This is a genomic window from Pseudomonas asuensis (assembly GCF_014646755.1).
Classification (GTDB): domain Bacteria; phylum Pseudomonadota; class Gammaproteobacteria; order Pseudomonadales; family Pseudomonadaceae; genus Chryseomonas; species Chryseomonas asuensis.
Map to the genome: position 1 here is coordinate 622,914 of NZ_BMNW01000001.1, position 24,194 is coordinate 647,107.

18 protein-coding genes are annotated in these 24,194 nt (G+C 54.6%); 4 read left to right on the forward strand and 14 right to left on the reverse strand.

The genetic code is table 11. The features are described from left to right. Window positions 1–240 precede the first annotated feature (240 nt). Both IEX86_RS02880 and IEX86_RS02885 read left to right on the forward strand, forming a co-directional pair. Entirely contained in the window at window positions 241–900 is a 660-nt protein-coding gene (locus IEX86_RS02880; RefSeq protein WP_188864543.1) for a BUD32 family EKC/KEOPS complex subunit, read from the forward strand. Further along, entirely contained in the window at window positions 897–2,111 is a 1,215-nt protein-coding gene (locus tag IEX86_RS02885) for an O-antigen ligase family protein (RefSeq protein WP_188864544.1), read from the forward strand. Before IEX86_RS02880 ends, IEX86_RS02885 begins: the two co-directional genes overlap by 4 nt. Here the strand turns inward: IEX86_RS02885 and IEX86_RS02890 are convergent. The 14 genes from IEX86_RS02890 to glnE all read right to left on the reverse strand — a co-directional run bounded on the left by IEX86_RS02890 (window position 2,108) and on the right by glnE (window position 19,098). Further along, window positions 2,108–3,004 carry a glycosyltransferase family 2 protein gene (locus IEX86_RS02890; RefSeq protein WP_188864545.1) on the reverse strand — a complete coding sequence of 299 codons (897 nt, stop codon included), beginning with the start codon at window positions 3,002–3,004 and terminating at the stop codon, window positions 2,108–2,110. The two genes, IEX86_RS02885 and IEX86_RS02890, sit on opposite strands and share 4 nt — an antisense overlap. 66 nt (window positions 3,005–3,070) lie before the next feature. Next, window positions 3,071–4,150 carry a hypothetical protein gene (locus IEX86_RS02895; protein WP_188864546.1) on the reverse strand — a complete coding sequence of 360 codons (1,080 nt, stop codon included), beginning with the start codon at window positions 4,148–4,150 and terminating at the stop codon, window positions 3,071–3,073. Between the two features lie 48 nt (window positions 4,151–4,198). Then, on the reverse strand, window positions 4,199–5,155 hold the full coding sequence (locus IEX86_RS02900) for a glycosyltransferase family protein (protein ID WP_188864547.1): 957 nt from the start codon (window positions 5,153–5,155) through the stop codon (window positions 4,199–4,201). 45 nt (window positions 5,156–5,200) lie between these two features. Continuing rightward, window positions 5,201–6,352 (reverse strand): glycosyltransferase, encoded by a 1,152-nt coding sequence (locus IEX86_RS02905; RefSeq protein ID WP_188864548.1) that lies wholly within the window; start codon window positions 6,350–6,352, stop codon window positions 5,201–5,203. After that, window positions 6,336–8,093 carry a carbamoyltransferase family protein gene (locus IEX86_RS02910; protein WP_188864779.1) on the reverse strand — a complete coding sequence of 586 codons (1,758 nt, stop codon included), beginning with the start codon at window positions 8,091–8,093 and terminating at the stop codon, window positions 6,336–6,338. Before IEX86_RS02910 ends, IEX86_RS02905 begins: the two co-directional genes overlap by 17 nt. A gap of 4 nt (window positions 8,094–8,097) precedes the next feature. Then, window positions 8,098–9,549 (reverse strand): lipopolysaccharide kinase InaA family protein, encoded by a 1,452-nt coding sequence (locus IEX86_RS02915; protein ID WP_188864549.1) that lies wholly within the window; start codon window positions 9,547–9,549, stop codon window positions 8,098–8,100. Further along, the gene (locus tag IEX86_RS02920) at window positions 9,546–10,301 is read right to left on the reverse strand and encodes a lipopolysaccharide kinase InaA family protein (RefSeq protein ID WP_188864550.1); all 756 of its coding nucleotides are present in this window, start codon (window positions 10,299–10,301) and stop codon (window positions 9,546–9,548) included. The genes IEX86_RS02915 and IEX86_RS02920 overlap by 4 nt, the downstream gene beginning before the upstream one ends. After that, on the reverse strand, window positions 10,298–11,029 hold the full coding sequence (locus tag IEX86_RS02925) for a lipopolysaccharide kinase InaA family protein (RefSeq protein WP_188864551.1): 732 nt from the start codon (window positions 11,027–11,029) through the stop codon (window positions 10,298–10,300). The genes IEX86_RS02920 and IEX86_RS02925 overlap by 4 nt, the downstream gene beginning before the upstream one ends. Next, the gene (gene rfaP, locus IEX86_RS02930) at window positions 11,029–11,835 is read right to left on the reverse strand and encodes a lipopolysaccharide core heptose(I) kinase RfaP (protein ID WP_188864552.1); all 807 of its coding nucleotides are present in this window, start codon (window positions 11,833–11,835) and stop codon (window positions 11,029–11,031) included. The genes IEX86_RS02925 and rfaP overlap by 1 nt, the downstream gene beginning before the upstream one ends. Continuing rightward, window positions 11,832–12,953, reverse strand: a complete 1,122-nt coding sequence (locus tag IEX86_RS02935; RefSeq protein ID WP_188864553.1) for a glycosyltransferase family 4 protein — start codon at window positions 12,951–12,953, stop codon at window positions 11,832–11,834. The genes rfaP and IEX86_RS02935 overlap by 4 nt, the downstream gene beginning before the upstream one ends. 73 nt (window positions 12,954–13,026) lie before the next feature. Beyond that, on the reverse strand, window positions 13,027–14,094 hold the full coding sequence (waaC, locus tag IEX86_RS02940; RefSeq protein ID WP_188864554.1) for a lipopolysaccharide heptosyltransferase I: 1,068 nt from the start codon (window positions 14,092–14,094) through the stop codon (window positions 13,027–13,029). After that, on the reverse strand, window positions 14,095–15,129 hold the full coding sequence (gene waaF, locus IEX86_RS02945) for a lipopolysaccharide heptosyltransferase II (protein ID WP_188864555.1): 1,035 nt from the start codon (window positions 15,127–15,129) through the stop codon (window positions 14,095–14,097). 59 nt (window positions 15,130–15,188) lie between these two features. Continuing rightward, entirely contained in the window at window positions 15,189–16,112 is a 924-nt protein-coding gene (locus IEX86_RS02950) for a branched-chain amino acid transaminase (protein WP_188864556.1), read from the reverse strand. A 13-nt stretch (window positions 16,113–16,125) separates the two neighbouring features. Next, window positions 16,126–19,098 carry a bifunctional [glutamate--ammonia ligase]-adenylyl-L-tyrosine phosphorylase/[glutamate--ammonia-ligase] adenylyltransferase gene (glnE, locus tag IEX86_RS02955; protein ID WP_188864557.1) on the reverse strand — a complete coding sequence of 991 codons (2,973 nt, stop codon included), beginning with the start codon at window positions 19,096–19,098 and terminating at the stop codon, window positions 16,126–16,128. Window positions 19,099–19,330: 232 nt separating this feature from the next. Here glnE and aceE point away from each other — a divergent pair, with 232 nt between their 5' ends. Both aceE and aceF read left to right on the forward strand, forming a co-directional pair. Then, window positions 19,331–21,976 (forward strand): pyruvate dehydrogenase (acetyl-transferring), homodimeric type, encoded by a 2,646-nt coding sequence (gene aceE, locus IEX86_RS02960; protein ID WP_188864558.1) that lies wholly within the window; start codon window positions 19,331–19,333, stop codon window positions 21,974–21,976. A gap of 27 nt (window positions 21,977–22,003) precedes the next feature. Continuing rightward, a complete protein-coding gene (gene aceF, locus IEX86_RS02965) occupies window positions 22,004–23,995 on the forward strand; it encodes a dihydrolipoyllysine-residue acetyltransferase (RefSeq protein ID WP_188864559.1) in 1,992 nt (663 codons plus the stop codon). Window positions 23,996–24,194: the final 199 nt, after the last annotated feature.

A 24,194-nucleotide genomic window follows, 5' to 3' on the forward strand; every position in this document is an offset into this window, starting at 1 on the left:
GATTGAAATGACTGTCTTAAGTAAACCACCGATATTATCACGTCCGATCATGCATATCAGAACCGAACATAGTCGCGCTCGGAGCGAGCCCATTGAGACCTAATAGAATCAACCCAAATAACGGTGATGTTTATTTAAAGCGTTACCGTTATTTATCAGGCATAACCTTCTTGATCCATTGCGGCTAGGCATCATCGGAAGATAAGTTAAAATACCGGCCCCAGATCTAACGGAAGCAACATGCAACCGCTTGAAGAAACAGACTACCTGAACCTCCGCGAGGCAGCACACGTCGTAGAAGCGGACCAGTATGGTGACAAGGTGTTGCGATTGACTGATGGCAGCTTCCTCAAGCTTTTCCGACGCAAGCGGCTACTGACATCAGCTGCTTTTTACCCCTATGCGCAACGGTTTGCAGACAATGCTGGCCATCTACAGAAACGACAGATCCAAACACCTGTCATCATTGGGGTTTATCGCGTCGCTGCAATTGAGCGGGATATTGTTCACTACGCCCCATTACCCGGACAGACGATTCGCCAGCTGTTCGACAGTAATGAGACGGGAGTGCTTAAAGCTAAACTGGGCGGTTTTGTGGCCTTGCTACACGAGCGAGGTGTTTACTTTCGTTCACTCCATCTAGGCAACATCGTTCAAACACCAACAGCTGAATTGGGTCTGATCGATATAGCGGATCTACGTTGTCAGTCTCGCCCGTTATCGCAACGTCTACGCCTGCGCAACTTCAATCACCTCTTGCGTTATGAAAACGACAGAGCTTGGCTGATGACTGACAATGGGCAAGCATTTTTCAAGGCTTACTTGGATCATTCATCCGTTGTCTTTGAGCGCAAAACCCTTAGACATCAATTAAATCTGCCTAGAGAATTCTTTCAGTGACTACTCATGTCTCAGGGAGCTTGCCGCTGCCCCGTACTGAAAAATACTCCCTTTGGGTTATCCGTTTCATGCTTCCGCTGGGCTGGCTGGCCCTATTGACAGGTATGTTCTGGATCGGCGATCGCTCGCTTTACCATAAGCTGTTTTATGCTTTTCTAGCCTTCCCAACGTTATTGGCAGTGTTACTGTCACCTTTGCAGTTGCGTCAATTGTTCCAAAGCTTACTACTGCGCACCTATGTACTCTTCGCACTTTATGTATCGCTCAGTTTGGCTTGGTCGCCTGAGCGAGGCGAGCTGTCACTAATCAAGTATCCCCTTTATGTTCTCATGATGCTCTTTGCCGCTGCATTGATGGCGAGGCACTATCCAAACCTGATTATAAAAACTACGCTTCTGAGTGCGGGGATAGCATCATTAAGCGCCTTGGTGACACTGGCTTGGTACCTCAAACAGGGTGCGCAAGGTCGCCTTGAAGGCTATGGAGCACTTTATAACCCGCTTCTGACCACTCATATCTATGGCTTTTACGCTGCCTTTTGGCTAGCAGCCTGGTGCTCGAAGGTACGCATAAGTCCCTGGATCACGCTACCTGCCCTTGCAATAGTCCTTTTACTTATTCTTTGCACAGGCTCGCGTACGCCTCTATTTGCACTTGCAATGAGTATGCTTTGGCTTACCCTTGCACGCCCTAACCGGCGAACCCTGTTTATCGTTGGCAGCGTATTTGTCGGCTTCGTTGGCCTGATATTAATTGATCCCACCTTGCTTACCCAACGCGGTGCCTCTTTCCGGCCAGCCATATGGGCAGACGCCTGGCAGCAAATCCGACAAGACTTCTGGTTTGGCCATGGCTTCGACGCAGCCATGCGTATTGATCTGCCAGAGGTTGGTCATACCTTGGCGGACCCCCATAACCTGAGTCTTGGTGTCATGTACCAGACAGGTCTGACTGGCCTGATACTATGGGCACTGCTTTATCTGACGGCGTTAATACAAGGCTGGCGCTTGCGCCATGACCCTGCTGTACTGATTACCGGTACGTTGGTAGTGTTTGGCCTGGCTGCAGGAATGACAGAAGGAAGCTCGTTTCTTTCTCGACCCAAGGAGCACTGGTTTCTCGTGTGGATCCCACTGGCTCTACTGAATGTAGCCGTTACCTACCGGATCGCCGTCCGAGAGCATCAGACGGCGATCACTAGCACTGGTTAGTGGATAGGCGTCATAAGACGCAACAGACCACGCACTGTCTTACGGGTCCATGCCTGAATAGGGATATCCCGTAGCAGGGCCCTGGCAAGCGGCTTATTCCGATTGGATGCTTTAAGAAACATGGAATTCAAGAATCGTGTTCTAACCTGCTCATAGGCAGGGTGATCACTAAATCGCTCGTAGGTTTTTAATACATTTTCGACCATGAACGACAGATTCTTGTACGTATTACTTTCATGCTTTCGATAGAGCGCAAGAACTTCGCCCAGGACATCAATGTAGTATCCCGCCTGCGCAATGCGAAGCGTGATATAGAGGTCCTCAAGCCGAATAGCAGGATCGAAGCATCCTACCTTTATCAATGCTTCACGACGAAACATGAGCGTAGCAGCCATGGGTCCGGGTTTAAGGTCTAGAAAAAGATCCTCAAAATTAAGGCGTCTGAACGGTAAATCCCGATGCTTTTGCTGCTTTTCAGGGTAAAGCTGTCCCTGTGCGTCTATCAGATCAATATTAGCGGCACAAATCCCAACCTCAGGCTTGCCCTTAATATAAGCGACCTGCCGCTCAATACGCTGAGGCAGCATAATATCATCCGATCCAAACGGAACGATCAGGCTACCAGAAGCACGTTCAATTGCTCCGTTTAGCGTACGACTAAGCCCTATATTTTGCTGTTGCTTAAAGTCAAATCCATATTCTTCCTGCAAGCGCAGAATTCGTGAAACGCTATCGTCATTAGAGCCATCATCAATTACCAAAAGCTCAATATGGCTATAGCTCTGTTCAAGTACGCTAAGAATACTTGCCTCTATATAAGGGGCATGGTTGTAGGAAGCAATAATGACTGTCACCAGCGGGCAGTCCTTCAATAGCTCTTCCTGGTTACTCATAGCGAAAGCTCCGTATTCAAGCGCATTGTTTTCTAAGCTTCCCTCAAAGCCGAGAAAGCGCATTGTTTATTTGTTTACCGTACCAAGGTGTTTCTTGACCTTTGCTACGTTTTTTTCGCCAAGAGCTTTACGCAAAGCAGGTTCATCAAGCCACTTTAATATCGTAGCCTGAGGCACACCCGACAGAGAACGTTCATACGCATTTTCAAACGCCTTTTCCCACCATGCAGATCCGCAGGCACGGTCAAATTCATTAGGGTAAGAATAGCAGCCGTATAGTAATTCACGTGCAAATTGCCGCTGCTCTGGCATTAAGGACCGAGTTTTGAATTTATAAATCAATCGCTGAAAACTTGGTGGCCGGGGCAATTTATCCGAAACACTATCAATGTCTGCTAGCGCTGCCTGACCAAGCGGCTCCTCCTTATGTTTAGCGTACCAGGCACAAACCTTGGCGCGAAAAAGCCGCTTTCGACTCCAATAGTGATGAATAACATCCGTACAGTCAGACAGTCGAAGCCCTTTTTTATGCGCAGCAACCGCCAGCATGAACTCTTCCAACGTATATGCTTTAGGAGACAAGGCCCGATAATTGTCCATTAGGGCAATTGAGTGCTCTAACAAATCTGCTTCCGAATGGCAGAGGCCTATGACTCCCGAGTTAGTCATCCGCATGTCATTGCCGGCCAGCCCTTCCCTTTGCAATGGACCTGCCAAGGTCTCGTACAAGAGTCCTGAGCGATCCTCACCAAAGCAGGGGCCAATGGCATTACATAACAATGTTCCAGGCGCGACGCGCTCGAACAGTGCCTTTGGTGACTTTCGAAAAAAGGTATCCGTATCGATTAAAACTGCTTTTTCACATGTGCCCAGCACATGCCTCAATAGCACGTGCTTGGCACGAAAATGGTAATCGATCGGGCGCGCCCACTCAGACAGCTGCTCTGCTGAAATGATATGAACGGTAACCGGCAACTCATCATAAATATGTTCACGATCACTAAACACGTGAATGGAGATTGTTGGCGAGGTCGTTTTCTCAAGGCGAGCCAAAGCACTGACAATGCTGAAAAACGCTTCTTGATGATAGGTTTCTGAGCCGAACGCCAAGTACACAAGGCGGTTGGGCGCGGAAGATAAAGACATAAGGGGCTCCAATCACTGTACCCGCAAGTCTAGAAACAGAACGCCGGATCAGTGCTGAAACCAACCCAACCAGCGGTCACGCCAGTCGACAGGCTTTCGTTGGCGCAACGGAGCTTCCAGGGCTTTGACGATATGTCTGCCCAGGGCTTGAAAGCTGTAACGCGTCTGCGCGAGAGTCTGGCCTTCTAAAGCAATACGCTCAGCAAGCCCGGAGTTCTGTCTAAGCAGGGCAAGTTTTTGCCTAAGCTCATCGATTGAGGAGTAAAGGACAATGTTCTGCATATCAATGAAGCCAAGCGCCTGGTTTTCTATGCTTCCCTGATCGTAAGCGAACAGAACGCACCCGCAGGCCATGGCTTCGAAATTTTTGATCATATATTCGCCCATACCGACGTCAGCGCTTACGAAGAACCTGATGCGGTTTAGCATCTCCCGGTACTCGTCTCCTGACTCAGTACGCGTCACCGTGAGCGACTCAACTTTGCCCAGCTCCTCCAAAAACTGTTTACGCCCGCTATAAGCAACGCTTTTAAGGCTTCCAACAAAGCCTAACTCAATGTCTCGGGCTGCCCCTGTATTCCAGAGACCCGCTGCGTCATACCCTTTGGGGGCAAAGACAGCGTCGATGTTTTCCTGTTGCAAGCGTCGAGTCACCTCAGCGCCCGAGCAAAGTACCCTGACCCAAGGCATCCTTTGGTAATAAGCACTGAACTTCCCAGTGTATTTGCAGGGAATATAGTTCTGATAAGCATCGTGTTCCAACTCGACAAGATTCGGCAGCGTCCGAATGAAGCCTACTTGCTTGAGTTGCTTTTTGAAGCGTAAAAACAGAACGATTCGCTCATAGCGAGCTAACTCGACATGCTCACGGAAGTAGCGTTTGAGATTGGCTTGTTCGTCATCGTCCAGCCACCGCAGGTCGCAATCACACTGTTCGGCTATGGCTTGATACAGCGCATCCAGAATGACACGCTGTTCTTTTTGTACCAGCAGTAATACCTTCATACTAAAGCGCCGCTCAATGACAGGGGGCGATAAACAGAAAATGCATCATGAGCGTATCGTAGGCAGTTCCGTATCTTTTAAAAGCTGCCTTATCACAGGCAAACGCCAGAAAGCGGCTCTGGCTGCCTCGTCACTGAAGCGGTCATCCAGCCGCTCTCGCATATGCTGGATGCAAGCCCGCTGCTGGCTGGGGCTTAGCCGGGACAAATGCATCAGGCCATTACTCAGCGCCTCGGTATCACGCAGAGGAAACAGCAGGCCGACACCATCGATAATCTCGCGCGCGCCGCCACAGGCAGTAGCAATAATGGGCACACCTGCTGCCATGGCCTCCAACAGCACCATTCCGAAAGGCTCATGATCAGAGCTCAGTGCAAACGCATCGAATGCCTTGAAGTAGCATCGCGCATCGGCAACCTGCCCCAAGAATACGACACGATCAGCGATAGCCAGCTCACGCGCCAGGTCCTTGAGGTCCTCCTCTAGGCGACCCTTGCCTACAATGGCCAGCAAGGCCTGTGCAGGAAGTGAAGGTAGTGCTTGGGCAAAGCCCCTGAGAAGCGTAGCCTGATCCTTGTCGGGATGCAGACGCCCTACGTTTCCTATAACCCAGGCATCTTGAGGTAGCTTTAAAACTTCACGAGCCTGTTCGCCATGCAGCAGCTGGCCCTGTATGGCAGCAACGTCAATGCGGTTATATAACGTTTCGATTTGCTCGGCCGGCCACTTGGGTAGACGCAGCCGTATCTCATCCCGAACAGCATCGGAAACCGCCAGAAGGCTCAGTCGCTTGCTCATGGCATTGGCAAATAGCCGTCGCCCTAGGCGGTCATAATCCCCAAAGGCATGATGCACACCAATAACCGGTAGATTGGTAGCCAGACAGGCAATCCAGATAGGCTTGAAACGGTGCGCAATGATAAACCGTATGCCTCTGGAGCGGACGATCTCGCGCAACGCACGGATGGCACCAAGCTTCAGCCCACGGATATCTTTAGAGCTGTATTCCATGAACAGCACCTCATCCGAGGCGCATTGAGCAGCCACCTCGGCATCGGCAGCGCCCGTCAGAAAGACAGTCGTAACCCGATAGCCTGTTCCTTTGAACAGGCTTGCATACTGCCGGGCACAGTCCAGGAACGGACCATCATAACCATGACAGAACTGTAGAACTCTTGGCTCAGCTGATCGAGTCATAGGCATCCGCACCGTCTTTGACTACGAGGATGTCTTCCATGATCAAGTATTGCAAATCCGATCCATAGAACATGTTGAGCGCGTCAGTAGGCGAGCAAATCATTGGTTCGCCACGACGGTTCAGGGAGGTGTTCAACGAAACACCATTGCCAGTCAGGTTTTCCAACTCCTTCATCAAGTCGTACCAACGCGGATTATGTCGACGCTCCAATACCTGAGCGCGAGACGTACCATCCTCATGCACAACCTCACCGACTCGGTTCTTCCACTCGTCATTCACTTCGAACGTGAACGTCATGAAGGGAGACGGATGATCGACCTTGAGCATCTCGTGAGCAACTGTGTCGAGCATTGAGGGGCAGAAAGGTCTCCACCGTTCGCGAAACTTGATCTGCTCATTGATACGGTCGGCCACGCCCGGAACGCTCGGGCAGCCAATGATGGAACGACCGCCCAATGCACGCGGGCCAAACTCCATACGGCCCTGGAACCAGGCTACTGGATTACCGTCCACCATGATTTTGGCGATACGCTGGGGAACGTCCTCAAGCTTGCGCCATTTAGGTGCATTGGGGTGACGCGCACAGGCAGCGATTACGTCTTCGTTACTATAAGACGGCCCGAGGTAGACGTGCTCCATCTTCTCGACCGGCACGCCGCGCTGATGCGATACGTAGGCTGCGGCACCGACTGCCGTTCCTGCATCACCGGACGCAGGCTGAACGAACAGCTCCTTGACCTCGGGGCGCGCAATAATTTTCTGGTTGAGCTTGACGTTTAAAGCACAACCGCCCGCAAAAGCGATCTTGCCGGTTTCCTTGATGATATCGCCCAGGTAGTAATCCATCATCTCCAGCGCAAGCTTTTCAAAGAGTGCCTGCATGCTGGCTGCATAATGAATATAGGGATCATCGGCAATATCCCCTTCCCGCTTTGGACCAAGCCACTCGATCAGCTTGGGCGAAAAATAATAGCCCTTGCCCTTTTCCTTATAGCGTCGGAAGCCGATTACGTTGGCGTAATCGGTATTAATGATCAGCTCGCCGTTCTCGAATTTTGCCAATCTGGAGAAATCGTACTTGCTGGCGTCGCCATAGGGCGCCATGCCCATGACCTTGAATTCGCCGTCAAGCATCTCGAAGCCAAGGAATTCAGTAATGGCGCCATAGAGTCCGCCCAGAGAGTCCGGGTCGTAGAATTCTTTGATCTTATGGATCTTGCCATTCTCGCCATAGCCAAAAAAGGTCGTGGCATATTCGCCCTTGCCATCGATACCCAGAATGGCAGTCTTTTCAGTAAAACCAGAGCAATGGTAAGCGCTTGAAGCGTGAGCCAGATGATGCTCGACCGGTTCGACCCTGATCTTCTTCAGGTCAAAGCCCAATTGCTGCAGGCACCATTGGATACGCTTGTGATAACGCTTGTAGCGGCGGTTGCCAAACAGAATGGCATCCAGCGCGCGGTCAGGCGCATAGGCATAGCGCTTGGCATAGTGCCAGCGGGCTTCACCAAACAGACTGATCGGCGCAAAGGGAATGGCCACAACATCCACGTCCTGAGGCTTGATCCCAGCCTGCTCCAGGCAGAACTTGGCTGACTCGTAGGGCATGCGGTTCTTGGCATGCTTGTCACGCACGAAGCGCTCTTCTTCAGCCGCTGCAATCAACTTACCGTCGATATAAAGTGCAGCGGAAGGATCATGGCTCAGGGCGCCGGACAGGCCCAGAATCGTCAATGCCACAGGTTCAACCTCTAGAGTAGTCATCCCCGCGCCTAGGCAGGGACGGAATGCGTTCATCAAGCAGCCGGTACAGGGCACTGTCCTTAGGCCAGTTACGTAGAAAGCGCTCACGGTCTCGTGCAAAAGCTTTCTCAAACTGCTGCTGGCTCGTGTGCTGAGTCATGGCATCCAGGTCGATCAACGACCAGTGATTACCATTCCAAAGCACATTGTTCCCTTTCAGATCACCATGGCTGATTCGCTCACGAACCAACCCTTCAAACAGAACATCCAGCGCGGCCAAGTCTTGCTCAGGCGGTGCGCTATCTCGGTACGGCTCAAAGCGCGCCAGTATATCCTGCCCTGATGCATAATCGGTAATCAGGTAGGCACGACGGCGTAGCCCCAGCCAACGCTTTTCCATTACGCCCAATGGTTTAGGGGTATCGATGCCTAGAAAGCGAAGGCGATTTCCCTGGATCCAGCTATGCCAGGCACGACTGGGTCGCCAGAAGCGGGTCAGCCAATGCCCGAGACTTTTGATGTTATAGCGCTTTAGGATATAGGTATTGCCAGCGTGCTCCACACGCGCCACCGTGGCTGCACCACCATCCTTGTAACGATGCCCTTGAGCAATAAAACGATCAGGATCTGCCAGCAGCGCTTCTACTATAGGCACGCTATCACGCCGGATAGCTACAATGCCTTCACCGGAGCGGCTGACCTTGAACAGGCTGCAGTCTCGCCCTGCCTTTTCCAGGAAATCCTTTAAGCGCCACGTACGAATACGTGCTGCTTCCTGCTGTATCGTTTCCGGCGTCAGCGCGTGCTCACTGTTGGTTAACAAGTAAGCCACCAGGAGCTCTTCGATATAAGCATCAAACCGGGCAGGCAATTGACCGAAGAAAACACCCAGGTTTTGCATGGCCTGCTTTTGGGAAAGTGGTCTTCCTTGTGATTCGGCCCGGATATCTGCCCCATCGATTAGATAGATGCTCTCGCCTTTTTGAAGCAGGTTGTCTAGATGCAGATCATCCTGCCAGAGACCCTTGGCGTGGAGCTCACCAATGGTTGCCAGGGATGCTTCCAATACTTTTTGCTGTCCTTCTGAAAGAGAAGGCTCTTGGCTAACCTCTCGCCATAAGGACTCAAGACTCACCGCCTCAGCCAGAAACTCGAATAGCAGCCAGCCACCCTGCCCTTGTACGAAGCCCTCAGCTAGAATGGCCGGTGTTGTTAGTTGGTTATCAAGCAGTAAGCGACAACCTTCACACTCACGCGTGTAGTGTCGTTCAGAACGAGTGCCCACAAACAACTTGGCCAGCACCGGCCGCCCCTTCCATCGCGCCTCTCCTACGTAGCGCTGCCCGGGCAGCACGCGCAGCAGTGACACCAGCGTTAGCACTCCTTCGGGTAACTCAATCTGTGCAGGTAGCGCCGGTGCCCGCCCAGCCTGGGCCAGCTCACTCAGCCTCATGACCGCGTTTCCTTATTGCGGCGACGAACACTGAGCTTACGCAGCCAGGCATTAACTTCGTTACCCTCAGGCTCTGCTTGCAGATAGGCCGCCAGGAATAGCCGGACTTCCGCCTCACTCCAGACCGGTGCCCGCCTTAGAAGGGGTTCCAGATCCTTGATCTTATCCTTGCGCCCCAATAACACCATGCGTGTTTTTTCAAGATCGATCAGCCGCGTTACAAAACCGCCTTCCTTTTCTTGAAGAAAGATGTGTTTGGGATAAAAACAGCCATGGATGCGACCTGTCGCATGTAGAGTCCTGGCAAGAACGCCTATGGCTGCCAGGATGGCATGGCGTGTTCGCTCAGGGAGTTCAGGCCATTGGGCTAGCCAACTATCCAGGTCCTGCCACTCATCCAGTGCTCGTGTCAGCAGAATGGCCTGCCGTTCACGTCCTACCTTACGCTCACCATAGAACGCGGCCTCCAGTGCTGGAATACCCAGCGCGCTGTAGCGCTGGATATTACGAAACTCCCGAGCAAAGGTAGGCTCCCCTAGAGGATGGAGCAGATCATGGGTCAGGTAATTGCTTTGACGCTTGAGAAAGTAAGAGGCCTCGTCGAGATCGAGCCGGAAGACTGTACTCCAGCCGCCACGCCCTGTGTTGGGCTCATCGACCGCCTCCAATTGAAGCGACCAGAGCGCCTCAAAGCTTGCAAGTTGATGCCGCTCCAGTATGGCGGCATCCTCGGCAGCCAGGAAATCGCTCATTCGCGCCCCTTGAAATAATTCAACACGTGTACGATTCGCTCCTTGTCGGAGTCTTTTAGTCGCTGGCGACCCTTGTAACGAAGGTAGAACCGCAGCCGTTGTGTACGTGAAAGCTTGTATTTAGCCACCTTATCCAGGCAGGCCAGATCCTTAATGATGCGCCGCCTAAGCCAGGAGCCGAACCAGAAGGCACCTGCCGGGCAGTCAATGAAATACAGGGTACCTGCCTGATCGACCAGCAGGTTACGCCACTTCAAATCATTATGAGCGAAATGATGGTCGTGCATCGCACGCGTAGCCCGTGCCAGTTGCAGGCTCAATTGATCAACCCAGGCTGGATCACGCAGACGCGGATCATCGTGCTGAGCCATAACGGCCAAGTCATCTGTATGGGGAATCTCCCGGGTAATCATGGCACCCCGTGCGAATTGTCCTCCCATACGCTCAAGCCCCCAGGCCACTACAGGCGCTGTCGGGATGCCCCACTTGGCAAAACGCTTGAGATTTTGCCATTCAGACTTGACGCGTGGGCGGCCCATATAGCGACGCAGCCCCTTGCCTGCTCCGCTATAGCGTTTCACGTAATAACGAATGCCGTCATAGGTGACACGTACAACTTCAGACAGCGGATCGCTGGTCAAGTGTTCGCCTTGCAGGGCGAACACCTGCTCAAGGCTGGCAAATTCCTCTATATGCGCTACAGAGGCATCAGTGCGCCATTCGGCCATCAGAGCTTGTCTCCGTAACGCTGCTTGCGCTCATAAAGTCTTTCAGCCTTACGTCGCAGGCGTTGCAGCAGCGCAGCCTCTTCACGGAGGATCTGTCGCAGGGGGCGCTGAAAGTAAACGCGAAGGAATCGTAGAAAATCCCGCCGGGTTAGTCCGATACCCAATGCAGAAAAGTACAGCCCTGCCAAATCCTTATCACGCCAACGCCTGGGCACTTGGTCGCGCGTATGTGCCCGATGTAGATCAATGAGTGATAACTTCAGCTTGCCTGGCTCAACCGGTCGATCGGTATGCAGTAAGAAGTGGCAGATGTAACAGTCACGATGGTTGACCCCTGCGCGATGCATGGTGCCTGTCATTGTGGCCACTTCATTGATCAAGGCCCACTTCGTACGCGCTACAGGAGGGTTGGCGGCCCAGGTCAGCGTGTAGTCTTCAAGGCTTACGGTAGGTGCCAGCTCCTCTGTGATGATGAAGGAATGCTGTTCGGCAGGGTTACCCCCCCGCTCGCCAAACGCCACTGCATTCATGGTAGGCACTCCAGCCTCATGAAGACGCTGCAAAGCCTGCCACTCCTGACCTGCGCCCAATACAGGCTGTTTTAGCTGCAGAAGATTTTTAGCAATCTCCCCCCAGCCAATCCCGCGGTGGATCTTGACGAAATACCCTTTGCCATTGACTTCGGTACGCAGCGTACGTCGCCCTTCCAGCTCACGAAACACCTCGCCTTGCAGCGCTTCCACTGCCTCAAAGGCATCGCGATCGGCCCAGAGGGACCGGAACGGCTCTTCAAGCATAAGCTTCACAGGCGCGGCTCCAGAATCACATCCGCAGCACGCTCGGGCATGCTGTACAGATCAGCGGTATCCGCATAAGCCAAGGCATTGCGGGACCACGTAAGGCGTTGCGAGTCATCGCTGAGCATGTCAGCCAACAGGGTATTGAGCTGCTCCTGCTCGAATGGGCTAGGCACTACCCGGCCGCAGTCAGCGTCGCTAATGTAATGAGCATAGCCACAGACGTCAGTCACCAGCCCAGGCAGACCGGCCACTAACGCTTCCAACAATACCGTTCCGGTGTTTTCGTTGTAAGCAGGATGAATCAAGAGATCTGCCCCCAATAGGAAACGGGGGATATCGCTGCGCCCCTTGAGAATATCCACCTGATCAGAAATACCCAGCGCCTTAGTCTGTAACAGGAATGGCTTGGGGTCGTCCTGTCCGATAACAATCAGACGCACCCGCTTCTTGAGCGCTCTGGGGAGCGAGGCAACAGCCCTTAGGGAGCGATCCAATCCTTTTGTCTTGAAGCCCGAGCCAATCTGTACAACCAGCAGTGAGCCTTCATCCAAACTGAACTCCCGACGAAAGTCGGCGCGTATGTCTTGGGCATTTGGCGGTGCCCGGCGGTCCGCTGCAATGCCAGGGGGGAGCAAATGAAAGCGACTGGCTGGCGTCCCGTAGTGTTTGACAAAGAAGGGCTGCTGAACCTCCGAAATCATCAAGACCTGAGTTTTGGACTCAAGTGCAAATACCGCTCGCTCGTACTCGGCGAAATGACGATAGCGACTCCACTTGCGATATAAGGGGTTACGCAGTGTCTGCGCCTTTTCCTCAAAGCACGGATCGGCCGCGTAGTACACGTCCAGGCCGGGCATTTTATTGAAACCCACAATACGGTCTACCGGGTCCTTGGCCAGATCGCTTTGGAACCAGGCCGTAAACTTTTCGTTGCGCTTGTGATTGAACAGCGCTCTGGCGGACCCAATGCGCACGTCAAATCCTTCAGGGACAGGACCTTCCCAGATTAACGTATAGACACGAATGGAGTGGCCGCGGCGCTGGCACTCCTGGGCAATGCGCATGAAGTCACGCTGAAGCCCCCCGAAGGGAAAGTACTTGTAGAGAACAAAAGCAAGACGCATCAACATATGCCCATAAAAAATAACGGATCACCGTGAAGGGTGACGACAATCAGACCTGTCAAACCATGATAACTCAGCACAAACGCTGCCCTTTGCTGGACAGCATTGCCTCCAGGGAGGCGAAGACCCGTGCCGGGTTGACACGGGAGAAGCACAGGGGCTGCTCCTCCGAAACATTAAACAACGCTCGATCCTCTTCTGAGGGAGCGTAGGTACACTGCTTTTGCAGACACGGTGCACAGACCCAATCACTAGAGAGATGCACTTGGGAGCGGCCATAAGCGCCCGTTAGCTTGGCATCTGTCGGTCCAAACAACGACAGCGTTGGTACATCCAGCGCAGCAGCCAGATGCCCTAATCCCGTATCGACTGCTACGCAGGCACGGGCACCGGCCAGCACACGGGAAACCCCAGCCAATGACATCTTGGGGAGAACAGAGACATGTTCAAGTCCCGAGGCGATACGTTCTGCTCTCTCACGCTCGGCATCATTGCCCCACGGTAGATACACCAGCATGCCAAGTTGCTGGACAGCTTCCGCCAGCTCACGCCAATAACGCTCCGGCCAGTGCTTGGTCGCCCAGGTCGTCCCATGTAGAAACAATACGTAAGGACCACCAGGCTGAGGCTCGGCAAGACGCGTACGATCCAGCCCGTAGTCACCCGTCAACTCGGGCAAGGGATAACTTAAGGCCTGGGCAAACAGCTGCCTGAGACGCTCTACGGCATGCTGCCCCCACGGCACCTGGCAGGTGCGATCATAGAACCGGCTTGCCAGAGGCTCACGAATCGACTCACGGGAGAGACCCACTACTGGCGCTTTGACGTAACGCGTCAACCAGGCGCTTTTCAACAATCCCTGGGCATCGATGACTACATCATAGTGAGTGTCTCGCAGGCGCTCCTTGAAGCGCGACCACTCTCCGCTTTTCAGCGTGGTCAATAGATTCTTGCGCCAACGGCGGATCGCTACTGGAATAACTTGGGAAACAGCCGGATGCCAGGAGGGAATCTCAGCAAACCCCTCCTCAACAACCCAGTCGAAGCGAATTCCTGGAAATGCACGACTGGCATCAGTAAGGGCCGGTAATGTATGGATCACATCGCCCAGTGACGATGTCTTGATCAAAAGCACCCGCACTTATTCCACCTCGACCGGGTCGGCAACCAATTGATCCAGCGCACGCAGCACTGCAGCAGGCTCGAGGAGGCGCATACAGTTGTAGTGCCCGAATCGGCAGGTTCGGTCAAAACAAGGGCTGCACTCGATACCCAACCGCACCACTTCAACCTCTTCGGCCAAGGGCGGTGTAAAGCCTGGGGATGTCGACCCATAGACCGCCACCAATGGACGGTCCAGCGCCGCTGCAACATGCATGAGGCCAGAGTCGTTACTGACTACAGCGGAAGCACAGGACATGAGATCAATGGCCTCGGCCAACGCTGTCTGGCCTGCCAGATTGGTGACCTCTTCGCGCAGCCCGGGAATCAACCGCTCGCGGATCTCCTCGCAGCCCGCATTATCCTTTTGCGAGCCGAACAACCAGACCTGCCATCCGGCCCTGATCTTCACGTCGGCCACTTCGGCATAATGAGCGGCCGGCCAGCGCTTGGACTCGCCAAACTCGGCGCCAGGACATAGCGCCAATACCGGTCGGTCCAATTCGAGTCCAAACTTGCTCAAGGCAGCCTCGCGATTGGCAGACTCAATTTGCAGTTGGGGATGGGGGTAAGGCGTAGGCAACTGAGCATCCGGCGAATACGCCAACGCAATAAAGCGCTCGATCATCAGCGGATAACGCTCTTTATCCAACGTCCGAATATCATTGAGCAAGCCGAAACGCATCTCGCCGCGCCAGCCTGTACGCTTGGGAATACCCGCGAAATAAGGGACCAGGGCAGACTTGAGTGAGTTCGGCAGCAGAATAGCCTGATCGTACTGACCGCGCAGGCTGCGACCAATACGACGGCGCGTTGCAAGCTCCAGGGCACCATGCCCAAGCGGAAAACTCAACGCCGAACGTACTTCAGGCATCCGTTCAAGCAGAGGACGGCTCCAATCGGGTGCCAATACATCAATGGCACAGCCGGGATGAAGCACTTGCAGACTCTTGAACAGCGTCTGCGCCATCACCATGTCGCCGACCCAGGAAGGACCGATTATCAGAATTCTCATAGGCTCACGCTACAACGTACAAGGCTCATAGTATCTACCATGAGCCCGGTACGTGCGGCTTATTTAACTGCTGTACGCCACTCGGCATGGGCATCGGTTTTGCCAGTGACCAGGTCGAAGTAGGCTTTTTGCAGCGTTTCGGTGACCGGACCACGGCGGCCCGCGCCAATGGTGCGACCATCCACTTCACGAATAGGCGTTACTTCAGCGGCCGTACCGGTGAAGAATGCTTCGTCAGCGATGTAGACTTCGTCACGCGTAATACGCTTTTCAACCAACGCATAGCCATGCTCTTTGGCCAGCGTCAGCACGGTGTTGCGGGTAATGCCATTAAGGCAAGCCGTGACCTCTGGCGTGTAGATAACGTTGTCCTTGATGATAAAGATGTTCTCGCCCGAACCTTCGGCCACATAGCCTTCCGGATCCAGCAGCAAGGCTTCATCTGCGCCGCCGGAAATGGCTTCCTGCAGGGCCAGCATTGAGTTGATGTAATGCCCGTTGGCCTTCGCACGCGTCATGGAGATGTTCACATGGTGACGGGTATAGGAGCTGGTGCGTACCTTAATACCCTGCTCCAGCGCCTCTTCACCCATGTAGGCACCCCAGTGCCAGGCAGCGACGATTACATGCACCTTCAGACCGGTTGCACGCAACCCCATACCTTCTGATCCGTAAAACACCATCGGGCGCAGGTAGGCGCTTTCAAGGTTATTGTCACGAATCACCGCGCGGTGCGCTTCGTTGATCTCGTCCTTGGCGAAAGGCATCTTCATGCCCATGATATGTGCGGAGTCGAACAAACGATCCGTATGTGCCTGAAGGCGGAAGATAGCGGTGCCCTGAGGGGTGTTGTAAGCGCGAACGCCTTCAAATACACCCATCCCGTAATGCAGCGTATGGGTCAGGACATGGGTGGTTGCATCGCGCCACGGTACCATTTCACCGTCATACCAGATCACACCGTCACGATCGGACATCGACATAATTTGCAGCTCCTCAAGAATTCGATTCGTACTGCTGCGCAGCGAGTGGGTCGAGCGCAAGCGATTTCCAGATCCGCATGACGCCGTGTCGCTCGTCATGGAAGAGGCTGCCGTCCACGACCCCGGCCTGCTTTTGCAGGGCCTGGCGATGTGCGGCAGCGCGATAGGCTTTGTAAGCCTCTTGCAACAGATGGACATCTGGACTCGCGATCAATCCAGCCCGCTCCAGTTCTTCCAGAATGCGGATATTGTCGGTGAAGCGCAGCAGATCAGGATGCTGCCAGGACCAGACAAGAACCGCATATTGCACCATAAATTCGATATCGACGATACCGCCTGCATCCTGCTTGAGATCGAACGTCCTGCCAGCCTCGAAGGCAATAGGCGACAATCCGCCTGATGTAGCCTTGGTTCCAAGGTTTTCCCGCATCTTCACCCGCATCTCACCGACCTCACGGCGCAGTGTAGCCTCATCGCGATGGCGGCTCAGGACTGCCGCCCTGACAGCCTCAAAACGTGCCGTGACGACCGGGCAGCCTGCCAAGACCCGGGCGCGCACCAGTGCCTGATGCTCCCAGGTCCAGGCTTCGTTCTGTTGGTAGTGTTCAAAGGCTTTGATTGTACTGACCAGAAGCCCGGCGGCCCCGGAAGGCCTTAGTCGCATGTCGACTTCATACAGCGTTCCGGCCGTGGTCGACGTGGTCAGAAAATGAATGATGCGCTGCCCGAGCCGTGTGTAGAACTGGGCGCCATCGATAGGCTTGCCGCCGTCTGTCTCCGCCAGTGGATCACCGTCATGGATAAAGACCAGGTCCAGATCAGACCCATGCCCTAATTCGATACCGCCAACCTTGCCGTAGCCCACAATGACGAAGTCGGGATCGCATGGCGAACCATCGGCACGTTGCGGTCTGCCATGGCGCTGGACCATTTGTCGCCAAGCCAGCTCAAGCACCTGATCGAGAATAGCCTCGGCCATCCAGGTCAGGTAATCGCTCACCTTCATCAGCGCCAGCGTGCCAGCAATTTCGGACGCCGCCACTCGCAGCCCATGGGCGCGCTTGAAATGCCGAAGCATTTCCATCTGCTGCTCCAGATCATCCTCTGGTATGCGTGCCATCCGCTCTCGTAGTTCGGCTACCAGTTCCGGCTTCTGTGGGGGGTGATACAGACGCCCCTCATTGAGCAATTCATCCAGCAAGGCGGGGAACCGTGTGATCTGCTCTGCTATCCAGACGCTGGCGCTACACAGCTCCAGCAAGCGCTCCAATGCGCCCGGATTTTCAGTCAAAAGCACCAGATAAGCCGAGCGTCTGGCAACTGCCTCGATCAAAGGCAAAACGCGGTCGAGCGCTTGGTCCGGCTCGCCACAAGAGGCGATTTGAGTCAATAGACGAGGCATGAAAGCGTCCAGTCTTTCCCGCCCCATCCGCTGCATGGTCCGAACCTGACTGCTATTACGTAGCGCACCCAGCCGCGACCAGGCTGACTCGGGACTGCTAAAGCCTGCTTCCTTGAACTGCTGGACCGCATCAGCATCCTCAAGGCTGCCCTCCCATAGGAGTAGCCACTCCTGACCAACCGCCTCAGACTGGCTTTCCACTCCCTCGTCCGGGTCCGCAATGACCTGCTGAAAATGCCAGTTGATGCGTTCACGCCAGTGAGTCAGGCGGCTTAGAAAAGCAGGCCAGCTATCAAACCCCATCATAAAGGCGACCCGGGCACGATCAAGCTCACTATCAGGCAGCTTTTGTGTCTGCCTATCCCCGATCGCCTGCAGTGCATGTTCTACGTAACGCAGAAAGCAATACGCTTCACGCATTTCTTCCGCCGCTTCGGCGGGAAGGTAGCCCAGGTCCTTCAGAGCGTTCAGGATTACCAGTAATGGCCGCTGCTGCAAACTCAGCTCCCGTCCGCCATGAATCAACTGATAGGCCTGCGCAATGAACTCCACCTCCCGAATGCCACCTGCGCCCAGCTTGATGTTGTCATCCATCTCGCGACGTCTGACTTCTTGCTGGATCAGCTGCTTCATATTGCGCAAGGCTTCAATTGCCGAAAAATCCAGGTAACGCCGATAGACGAAAGGCCGCAGCATCTCGAGCAACTGCGCTCCGGCTTGCTGATCGCCGCCTACAACGCGCGCCTTGATCATCGCATACCGCTCCCAATCCCGACCCTGGTCCTGGTAGTACTGCTCCATGGCCGAAAAGCTCAGCGCCAGTGCACCGGAGGCTCCATAAGGGCGCAAGCGCATATCAACCCTGAAGACAAAGCCGTCTACAGTAATCGTATCGAGGGCCTTGATAAGCCGCTGGCCGAGGCGAATAAAGAACTGCTGATTATCTAACGCCCGGCGCGTACCCACTGTCTCGCCGCCCTCAGGATAGGCAAAGATCAGATCAATATCGGACGAAAGGTTAAGCTCGCCTGCACCGAGCTTGCCCATCCCTAGAATAACCATGTGCTGCGGTTCACCGCTTCGATGCCCCGTTGGGGTGCCGGACTGAACGCACTGGTCCCTATACAACCACTGATAGGCCTCGTCGATGCAGGCGTCAGCCAGCTCAGTCAAGTCACGGCAGGTCTCGAGCAGGTCGGCCTGGCGGGTCAGGTCTCGCCAGATTATGCGGACCTGATGTCGCAGCCGAAACTGACGTAAACGCTGCCCGAGTTGGTTTTCATTCGAACATCCGGCTAGACAGTCGGTCAGTTCTTGGTGAATAGTGCCGGCTGGCAATGAGCGATCCAACACGCCCTCTTCTGCCAGATCCAGTATCAACACCGGATCGCGCTGAATCTGCTCGGCCACAAATTCACTGGCCGCTATCACGCGCAAAAGATCGCTACGCCGCTGCGGTGGCCATGCCGAAAAATGTCGCAACCGTTCAGGCTGCATGTTCAATGCCTCGACGAGACGAGCTTCCGCGCACCGTACAACGTCGGCGAGTGAATCAGGAATAGCAGTGAGAGAAGGCAGGCTCATGGTCTATCCTGTTGAGTCAACGGCTGAAGAGAAGGTCAAACCGTGCGACAATTTGTCGTTGTTTTATAACGGACATTGACCTGAGCAGCTGAAACGACCGCCGTTTTGTAGTAAAACTACACGCCGGCCGGGAACCACCCGGTCATAATCCAAGAATTCACGCTGCCCCCAAGAGGATGGCGGCGATACCGAGGCAACCGATTCTGGAAGCCTTTCCGCCCTGGAGCAAGCCATGCAAGACCTTGATCCCGTCGAAACCCAGGAATGGCTGGACGCCCTGGAGTCCGTATTAGACTGCGAAGGTGAAGACCGAGCTCATTATCTGCTGACCCGTATGGGTGAGCTGGCCACTCGGACAGGTACACAACTTCCCTACGCAATCACCACCCCGTATCGCAACACGATCCCGGTTACCAAAGAAGTCCAGATGCCGGGCGATCTCTTCATGGAGCGGCGAATTCGCTCGCTGGTGCGCTGGAATGCGTTGGCCATGGTGGTCCGCACTAACCTGCGCGATCCTGACCTTGGCGGTCACATTTCAACCTTTGCTTCGTCCGCTACGCTATACGACATTGGTTTTAACTACTTCTTCAAAGCACCCACCGAAGAGCATGGTGGCGATCTGGTGTATTACCAGGGCCATGCCTCTCCTGGCGTTTACGCACGTGCCTTCCTTGAAGGTCGCCTGACCGAAGACCAGATGAACAACTTCCGTCAGGAAGTGGATGGTAACGGCCTGTCGAGCTACCCCCACCCACACCTGATGCCTGATTTCTGGCAGTTCCCGACGGTATCCATGGGTCTGGGTCCCATCACGGCAATCTACCAGGCACGCTTCATGAAGTACCTGGAAGACCGTGGATTCATTCCGGCCGGCAAGCAGAAAGTCTGGTGCTTTATCGGTGACGGCGAGACGGATGAGCCAGAAACCCTTGGCGCCATCTCCTTGGCTGGCCGTGAAAAACTGGATAACCTGATCTTTGTGATCAACTGCAACCTGCAGCGCCTCGATGGCCCGGTTCGTGGTAACGCAAAAATTATCCAGGAACTGGAAGGCGTCTTCCGCGGTGCCCAGTGGAACGTGAACAAGGTCATCTGGGGTCGCCTCTGGGATCCTCTGTTCGCCCGCGACGAAAATGGCATCATGCAGCAGCGCATGGACGAAGCCATTGACGGTGAATACCAGAATTACAAGGCTAAAGACGGCGCATTCGTCCGCAAGCACTTCTTCGGTGCCAACCCTGAGCTGCTGAAGATGGTTGAAGACATGTCCGACGAGGACATCTGGAAGCTCAACCGCGGTGGTCACGATCCGTACAAGGTGTATGCAGCCTACCACCAGGCGGTCAACCACAAAGGTCAGCCAACAGTCATTCTGGCGAAGACCATCAAAGGTTACGGCACCGGTGCAGGTGAGGCGAAGAACATCGCCCACAACACCAAGAAGATCGACGTGGAGAGTCTGAAGAAATTCCGCGATCGCTTCGACATTCCGCTGAACGACAGCCAGCTGGCCGATCTGCCCTTCTTCCGTCCTGCCGAAGACAGCCCGGAGATGAAGTACCTGCGCAAGCGCCGCGAAGCGCTGGGTGGCTCGGTACCACAGCGTCGTACCACCAGCATCAGCATCCCGACGCCACCGCTGGACACCTTAAAGGCTATTCTGGACGGCTCCGGCGATCGCGAGATCTCCACCACCATGGCCTTTGTGCGCATCCTGTCCCAGCTGGTCAAGGACAAGGATCTGGGCAGCCGCATCGTTCCGATCATCCCGGACGAAGCCCGTACCTTTGGTATGGAAGGCATGTTCCGTCAGCTTGGCATCTACTCCTCTGTCGGTCAGCTCTATGAGCCTGTCGATAAGGATCAGGTGATGTTCTACCGCGAGGACAAGAAAGGTCAGATCCTTGAGGAAGGCATCAACGAAGCGGGTGCGATGAGCTCCTTCATTGCGGCGGGTACGTCTTACAGCACGTACAACCAGCCCATGCTGCCGTTCTACATCTACTACTCGATGTTCGGCTTCCAGCGTATCGGCGATTTGGCCTGGGCCGCTGGCGATAGCCAGGTGCGTGGTTTCCTGATTGGCGGTACTGCCGGTCGTACCACGTTGAACGGCGAAGGCCTGCAGCACGAAGATGGTCACAGCCATATCCTGGCAGCAACCATCCCGAACTGCCGTACGTATGATCCCACTTATGCGTATGAGCTGGCAGTGATCATTCGCGAAGGTATTCGCCAGATGACCGAAGAGCAGAAGAACGTGTTCTTCTACATCACGGTCATGAACGAGAACTACCAGCAACCTGCGCTGCCTGAAGGTGCCGAGGAAGGCATCATCAAAGGTATGTATCTCCTGGAAGAAGAAACCGGTGACTTCAAGCATCGCGTTCAGCTTCTGGGCTCGGGCACCATCCTGCGCGAAGTTCGCGAAGCGAAAGCCCTTCTGCGCGAGCTGGGAATCGGCGCTGATATCTGGAGCGTCACCAGCTTTAACGAGCTGCGTCGTGATGGCCTGGCAGTTGACCACTGGAACCGTCTGCACCCACTGGAAGAGCCGCGCAAGGCCTATATCCAGCAGTGTCTGGAAGGCCGTGAAGGTCCGGTCATTGCCTCTACCGACTACATGAAGCTATTCGCCGATCAGGTTCGTCAGTGGGTTCCCTCCAAGGAATACCAGGTACTGGGTACCGACGGCTTTGGCCGCAGCGACTCACGAAAGAAGCTGCGTCACTTCTTCGAAGTGGATCGTCACTGGGTCGCCCTGGCTGCTCTGCAAGCCTTGGCCGATCGTGGGGCTATCGAGCGTCAGGTCGTAGCGGATGCCATCACCAAGTTCGGTATCGACCCACTCAAGCGCAACCCGCTTGATTGCTGATGCCGACGGTGAAAAGGAGAAATTATTGTGAGTGAAACCATTCGCGTACCCGATATCGGCAGCAGCGAAGGCGAGATCATCGAAATTCTGGTCAAGGTAGGCGACACCGTCGAGGCTGAGCAAAGCCTTGTAGTGCTCGAGTCCGACAAGGCCAGCATGGAGATTCCTGCGCCCAAAGCCGGCAAGATTTCTGCACTGCACGTCAAGCTGGGCGACACGCTAAAAACGGGCGACCTGCTACTGGACATGGAAGATGGCGCATCGGGTGAAACCGATGCAGCCGAGCCCATGGCTGTTGCGGCCGGTGCTGCTGACGATGAAGTCGAAATGCCGACACCTCCTGGTGATGAGGACCCGTCCGCGTCTGCCAAGGAAGAAGCTCAGGCCGATACAGGTACTGCCCAGGAAATTCATGTGCCGGATATCGGCACGAGCGGCAAGGCCAACATCATCGAGCTTCCAGTCAAGGTCGGTGATCGCATTGAAGCCGAGCAGACGCTGATCACGTTGGAGTCCGACAAGGCCAGCATGGAAATCCCATCGCCTGCTGCGGGCGTGATCGAAAGTATCGCAGTCAAAGTAGGTGACGAGGTCGGAACCGGTGACTTGATTCTGGTGCTCAAGGGGAGCGGAAATACCGCCTCCTCCGCGCCAGCTCAATCCACCAGTGAAAAACCAGCCGTACAGGCAGCCGAGCCTGAACTGCATGAAGCTGCAGACGAAGAGCCGGCCGGAGAAAGCACTGAAGAAATCAAGGTGCCCGATATCGGTTCGACCGGCAGCGCCAATGTGATCGAAGTGATGATCAAAGCGGGTGACACGGTAGAAGCGGATCAATCGCTGATTACTTTGGAATCCGACAAGGCCAGCATGGAAATCCCAGCGCCTAAAGCAGGCGTAGTGGAAAGCGTTTCCATCAAGGTAGGCGATCAGGCCAAAACCGGCGATCTGATTCTGACCCTGAAAGTCCAAGGCGCAGCGCCTAAGAAAAAAGCTGATAAGCCTGCAGCTGCACAGCCAAGCGCAGCGCCCGCGCAGAAGTCTGCCAGCCCAGCGCCTGCTAAAGCACCGCAAGCGGCTACACCTACAGGGCAACCTGGCAAGAAAGTTCACGCCGGCCCTGCGGTACGTATGCTGGCGCGTGAACTTGGCGTTGAGCTGAGCGAGGTGACGCCAACTGGCCCGAAGGGACGCATTCTCAAGGAAGACATCCAGTCGTATGTGAAGGATCAGCTGCAAAAGAGCAAGTCTGCTCCAGCTGCAGCAGCAGCCACTGGCGGCGCCGGGATTCCTCCGATCCCGACCATAGACTTCAGCAAGTTTGGCGAAATCGAAGAAGTCCCGATGACTCGCCTGATGCAGGTAGGTGCTGCCAATCTGCATCGCAGCTGGCTGAACGTGCCTCACGTGACCCAGTTCGATCAGTCCGATGTTACAGAACTGGAAGCCTTCCGCGTCTCGCAGAAAGCGGTCGCTGAAAAGGCTGGCGTGAAATTGACTGTCCTGCCGTTCCTGCTCAAGGCCTGTGCCCGTGTGCTCAAGGAACTGCCAGACTTCAATGCCTCGCTCGCACCGAGTGGCAAGGCCATCATTCGTAAGAAGTACGTACACATCGGCTTTGCCGTGGATACGCCGGATGGTCTGTTGGTACCTGTAATCCGCAATGTTGACCAGAAGAGTCTTCTACAACTGGCGGCCGAAGCGGCTCAGCTGGCTGAAAAGGCACGTAACAAGAAGCTTTCTGGCGATGATATGCAGGGTGCTTGCTTCACGATTTCCAGTCTCGGCCACATTGGCGGCACCGGCTTCACGCCGATCGTCAACGCGCCGGAAGTGGCAATTCTGGGTGTGTCCAAAGCTACAATGCAACCCGTATGGGACGGCAAGGCCTTCCAGCCGCGCCTGATGCTGCCGCTTTCGCTCTCCTATGATCACCGAGTGATCAATGGCGCAGCCGCAGCTCGCTTCACCAAACGTCTAGGTGATTTGCTGGCTGAAATTCGCGGCTTGCTGCTGTAAATGGACGATGCCGGCGTTTGCCGGCAACCGTCTGGCCGACAAAATGTTCGGTCATCTGAAACCCTGCCTCTCCGGCAGGGTTTTTTTTAAAGAATTTGACTTGCTGGATCGATAAAGCTTCTCAGTAAAAAGCTGTTGTCCGGTTTATCAAGACGCTTGTCAGCATAATGGGCTTGATGCACCCTTGCTTCCCTCAAAA

Coding starts and splice junctions, on each gene's coding strand:
- IEX86_RS02880 (WP_188864543.1), top strand. CDS start 241: ATGCAACCGCTTGAAGAAACAGACTACCTGAACCTCCGCGAGGCAGCA.
- IEX86_RS02890 (WP_188864545.1), bottom strand. CDS start 3,004: ATGAGTAACCAGGAAGAGCTATTGAAGGACTGCCCGCTGGTGACAGTC.
- IEX86_RS02895 (WP_188864546.1), bottom strand. CDS start 4,150: ATGTCTTTATCTTCCGCGCCCAACCGCCTTGTGTACTTGGCGTTCGGC.
- IEX86_RS02900 (WP_188864547.1), bottom strand. CDS start 5,155: ATGAAGGTATTACTGCTGGTACAAAAAGAACAGCGTGTCATTCTGGAT.
- IEX86_RS02905 (WP_188864548.1), bottom strand. CDS start 6,352: ATGACTCGATCAGCTGAGCCAAGAGTTCTACAGTTCTGTCATGGTTAT.
- IEX86_RS02915 (WP_188864549.1), bottom strand. CDS start 9,549: ATGAGGCTGAGTGAGCTGGCCCAGGCTGGGCGGGCACCGGCGCTACCT.
- IEX86_RS02920 (WP_188864550.1), bottom strand. CDS start 10,301: ATGAGCGATTTCCTGGCTGCCGAGGATGCCGCCATACTGGAGCGGCAT.
- IEX86_RS02925 (WP_188864551.1), bottom strand. CDS start 11,029: ATGGCCGAATGGCGCACTGATGCCTCTGTAGCGCATATAGAGGAATTT.
- IEX86_RS02935 (WP_188864553.1), bottom strand. CDS start 12,953: ATGCGTCTTGCTTTTGTTCTCTACAAGTACTTTCCCTTCGGGGGGCTT.
- waaF (WP_188864555.1), bottom strand. CDS start 15,129: ATGAGAATTCTGATAATCGGTCCTTCCTGGGTCGGCGACATGGTGATG.
- IEX86_RS02950 (WP_188864556.1), bottom strand. CDS start 16,112: ATGTCGATGTCCGATCGTGACGGTGTGATCTGGTATGACGGTGAAATG.
- glnE (WP_188864557.1), bottom strand. CDS start 19,098: ATGAGCCTGCCTTCTCTCACTGCTATTCCTGATTCACTCGCCGACGTT.
- aceE (WP_188864558.1), top strand. CDS start 19,331: ATGCAAGACCTTGATCCCGTCGAAACCCAGGAATGGCTGGACGCCCTG.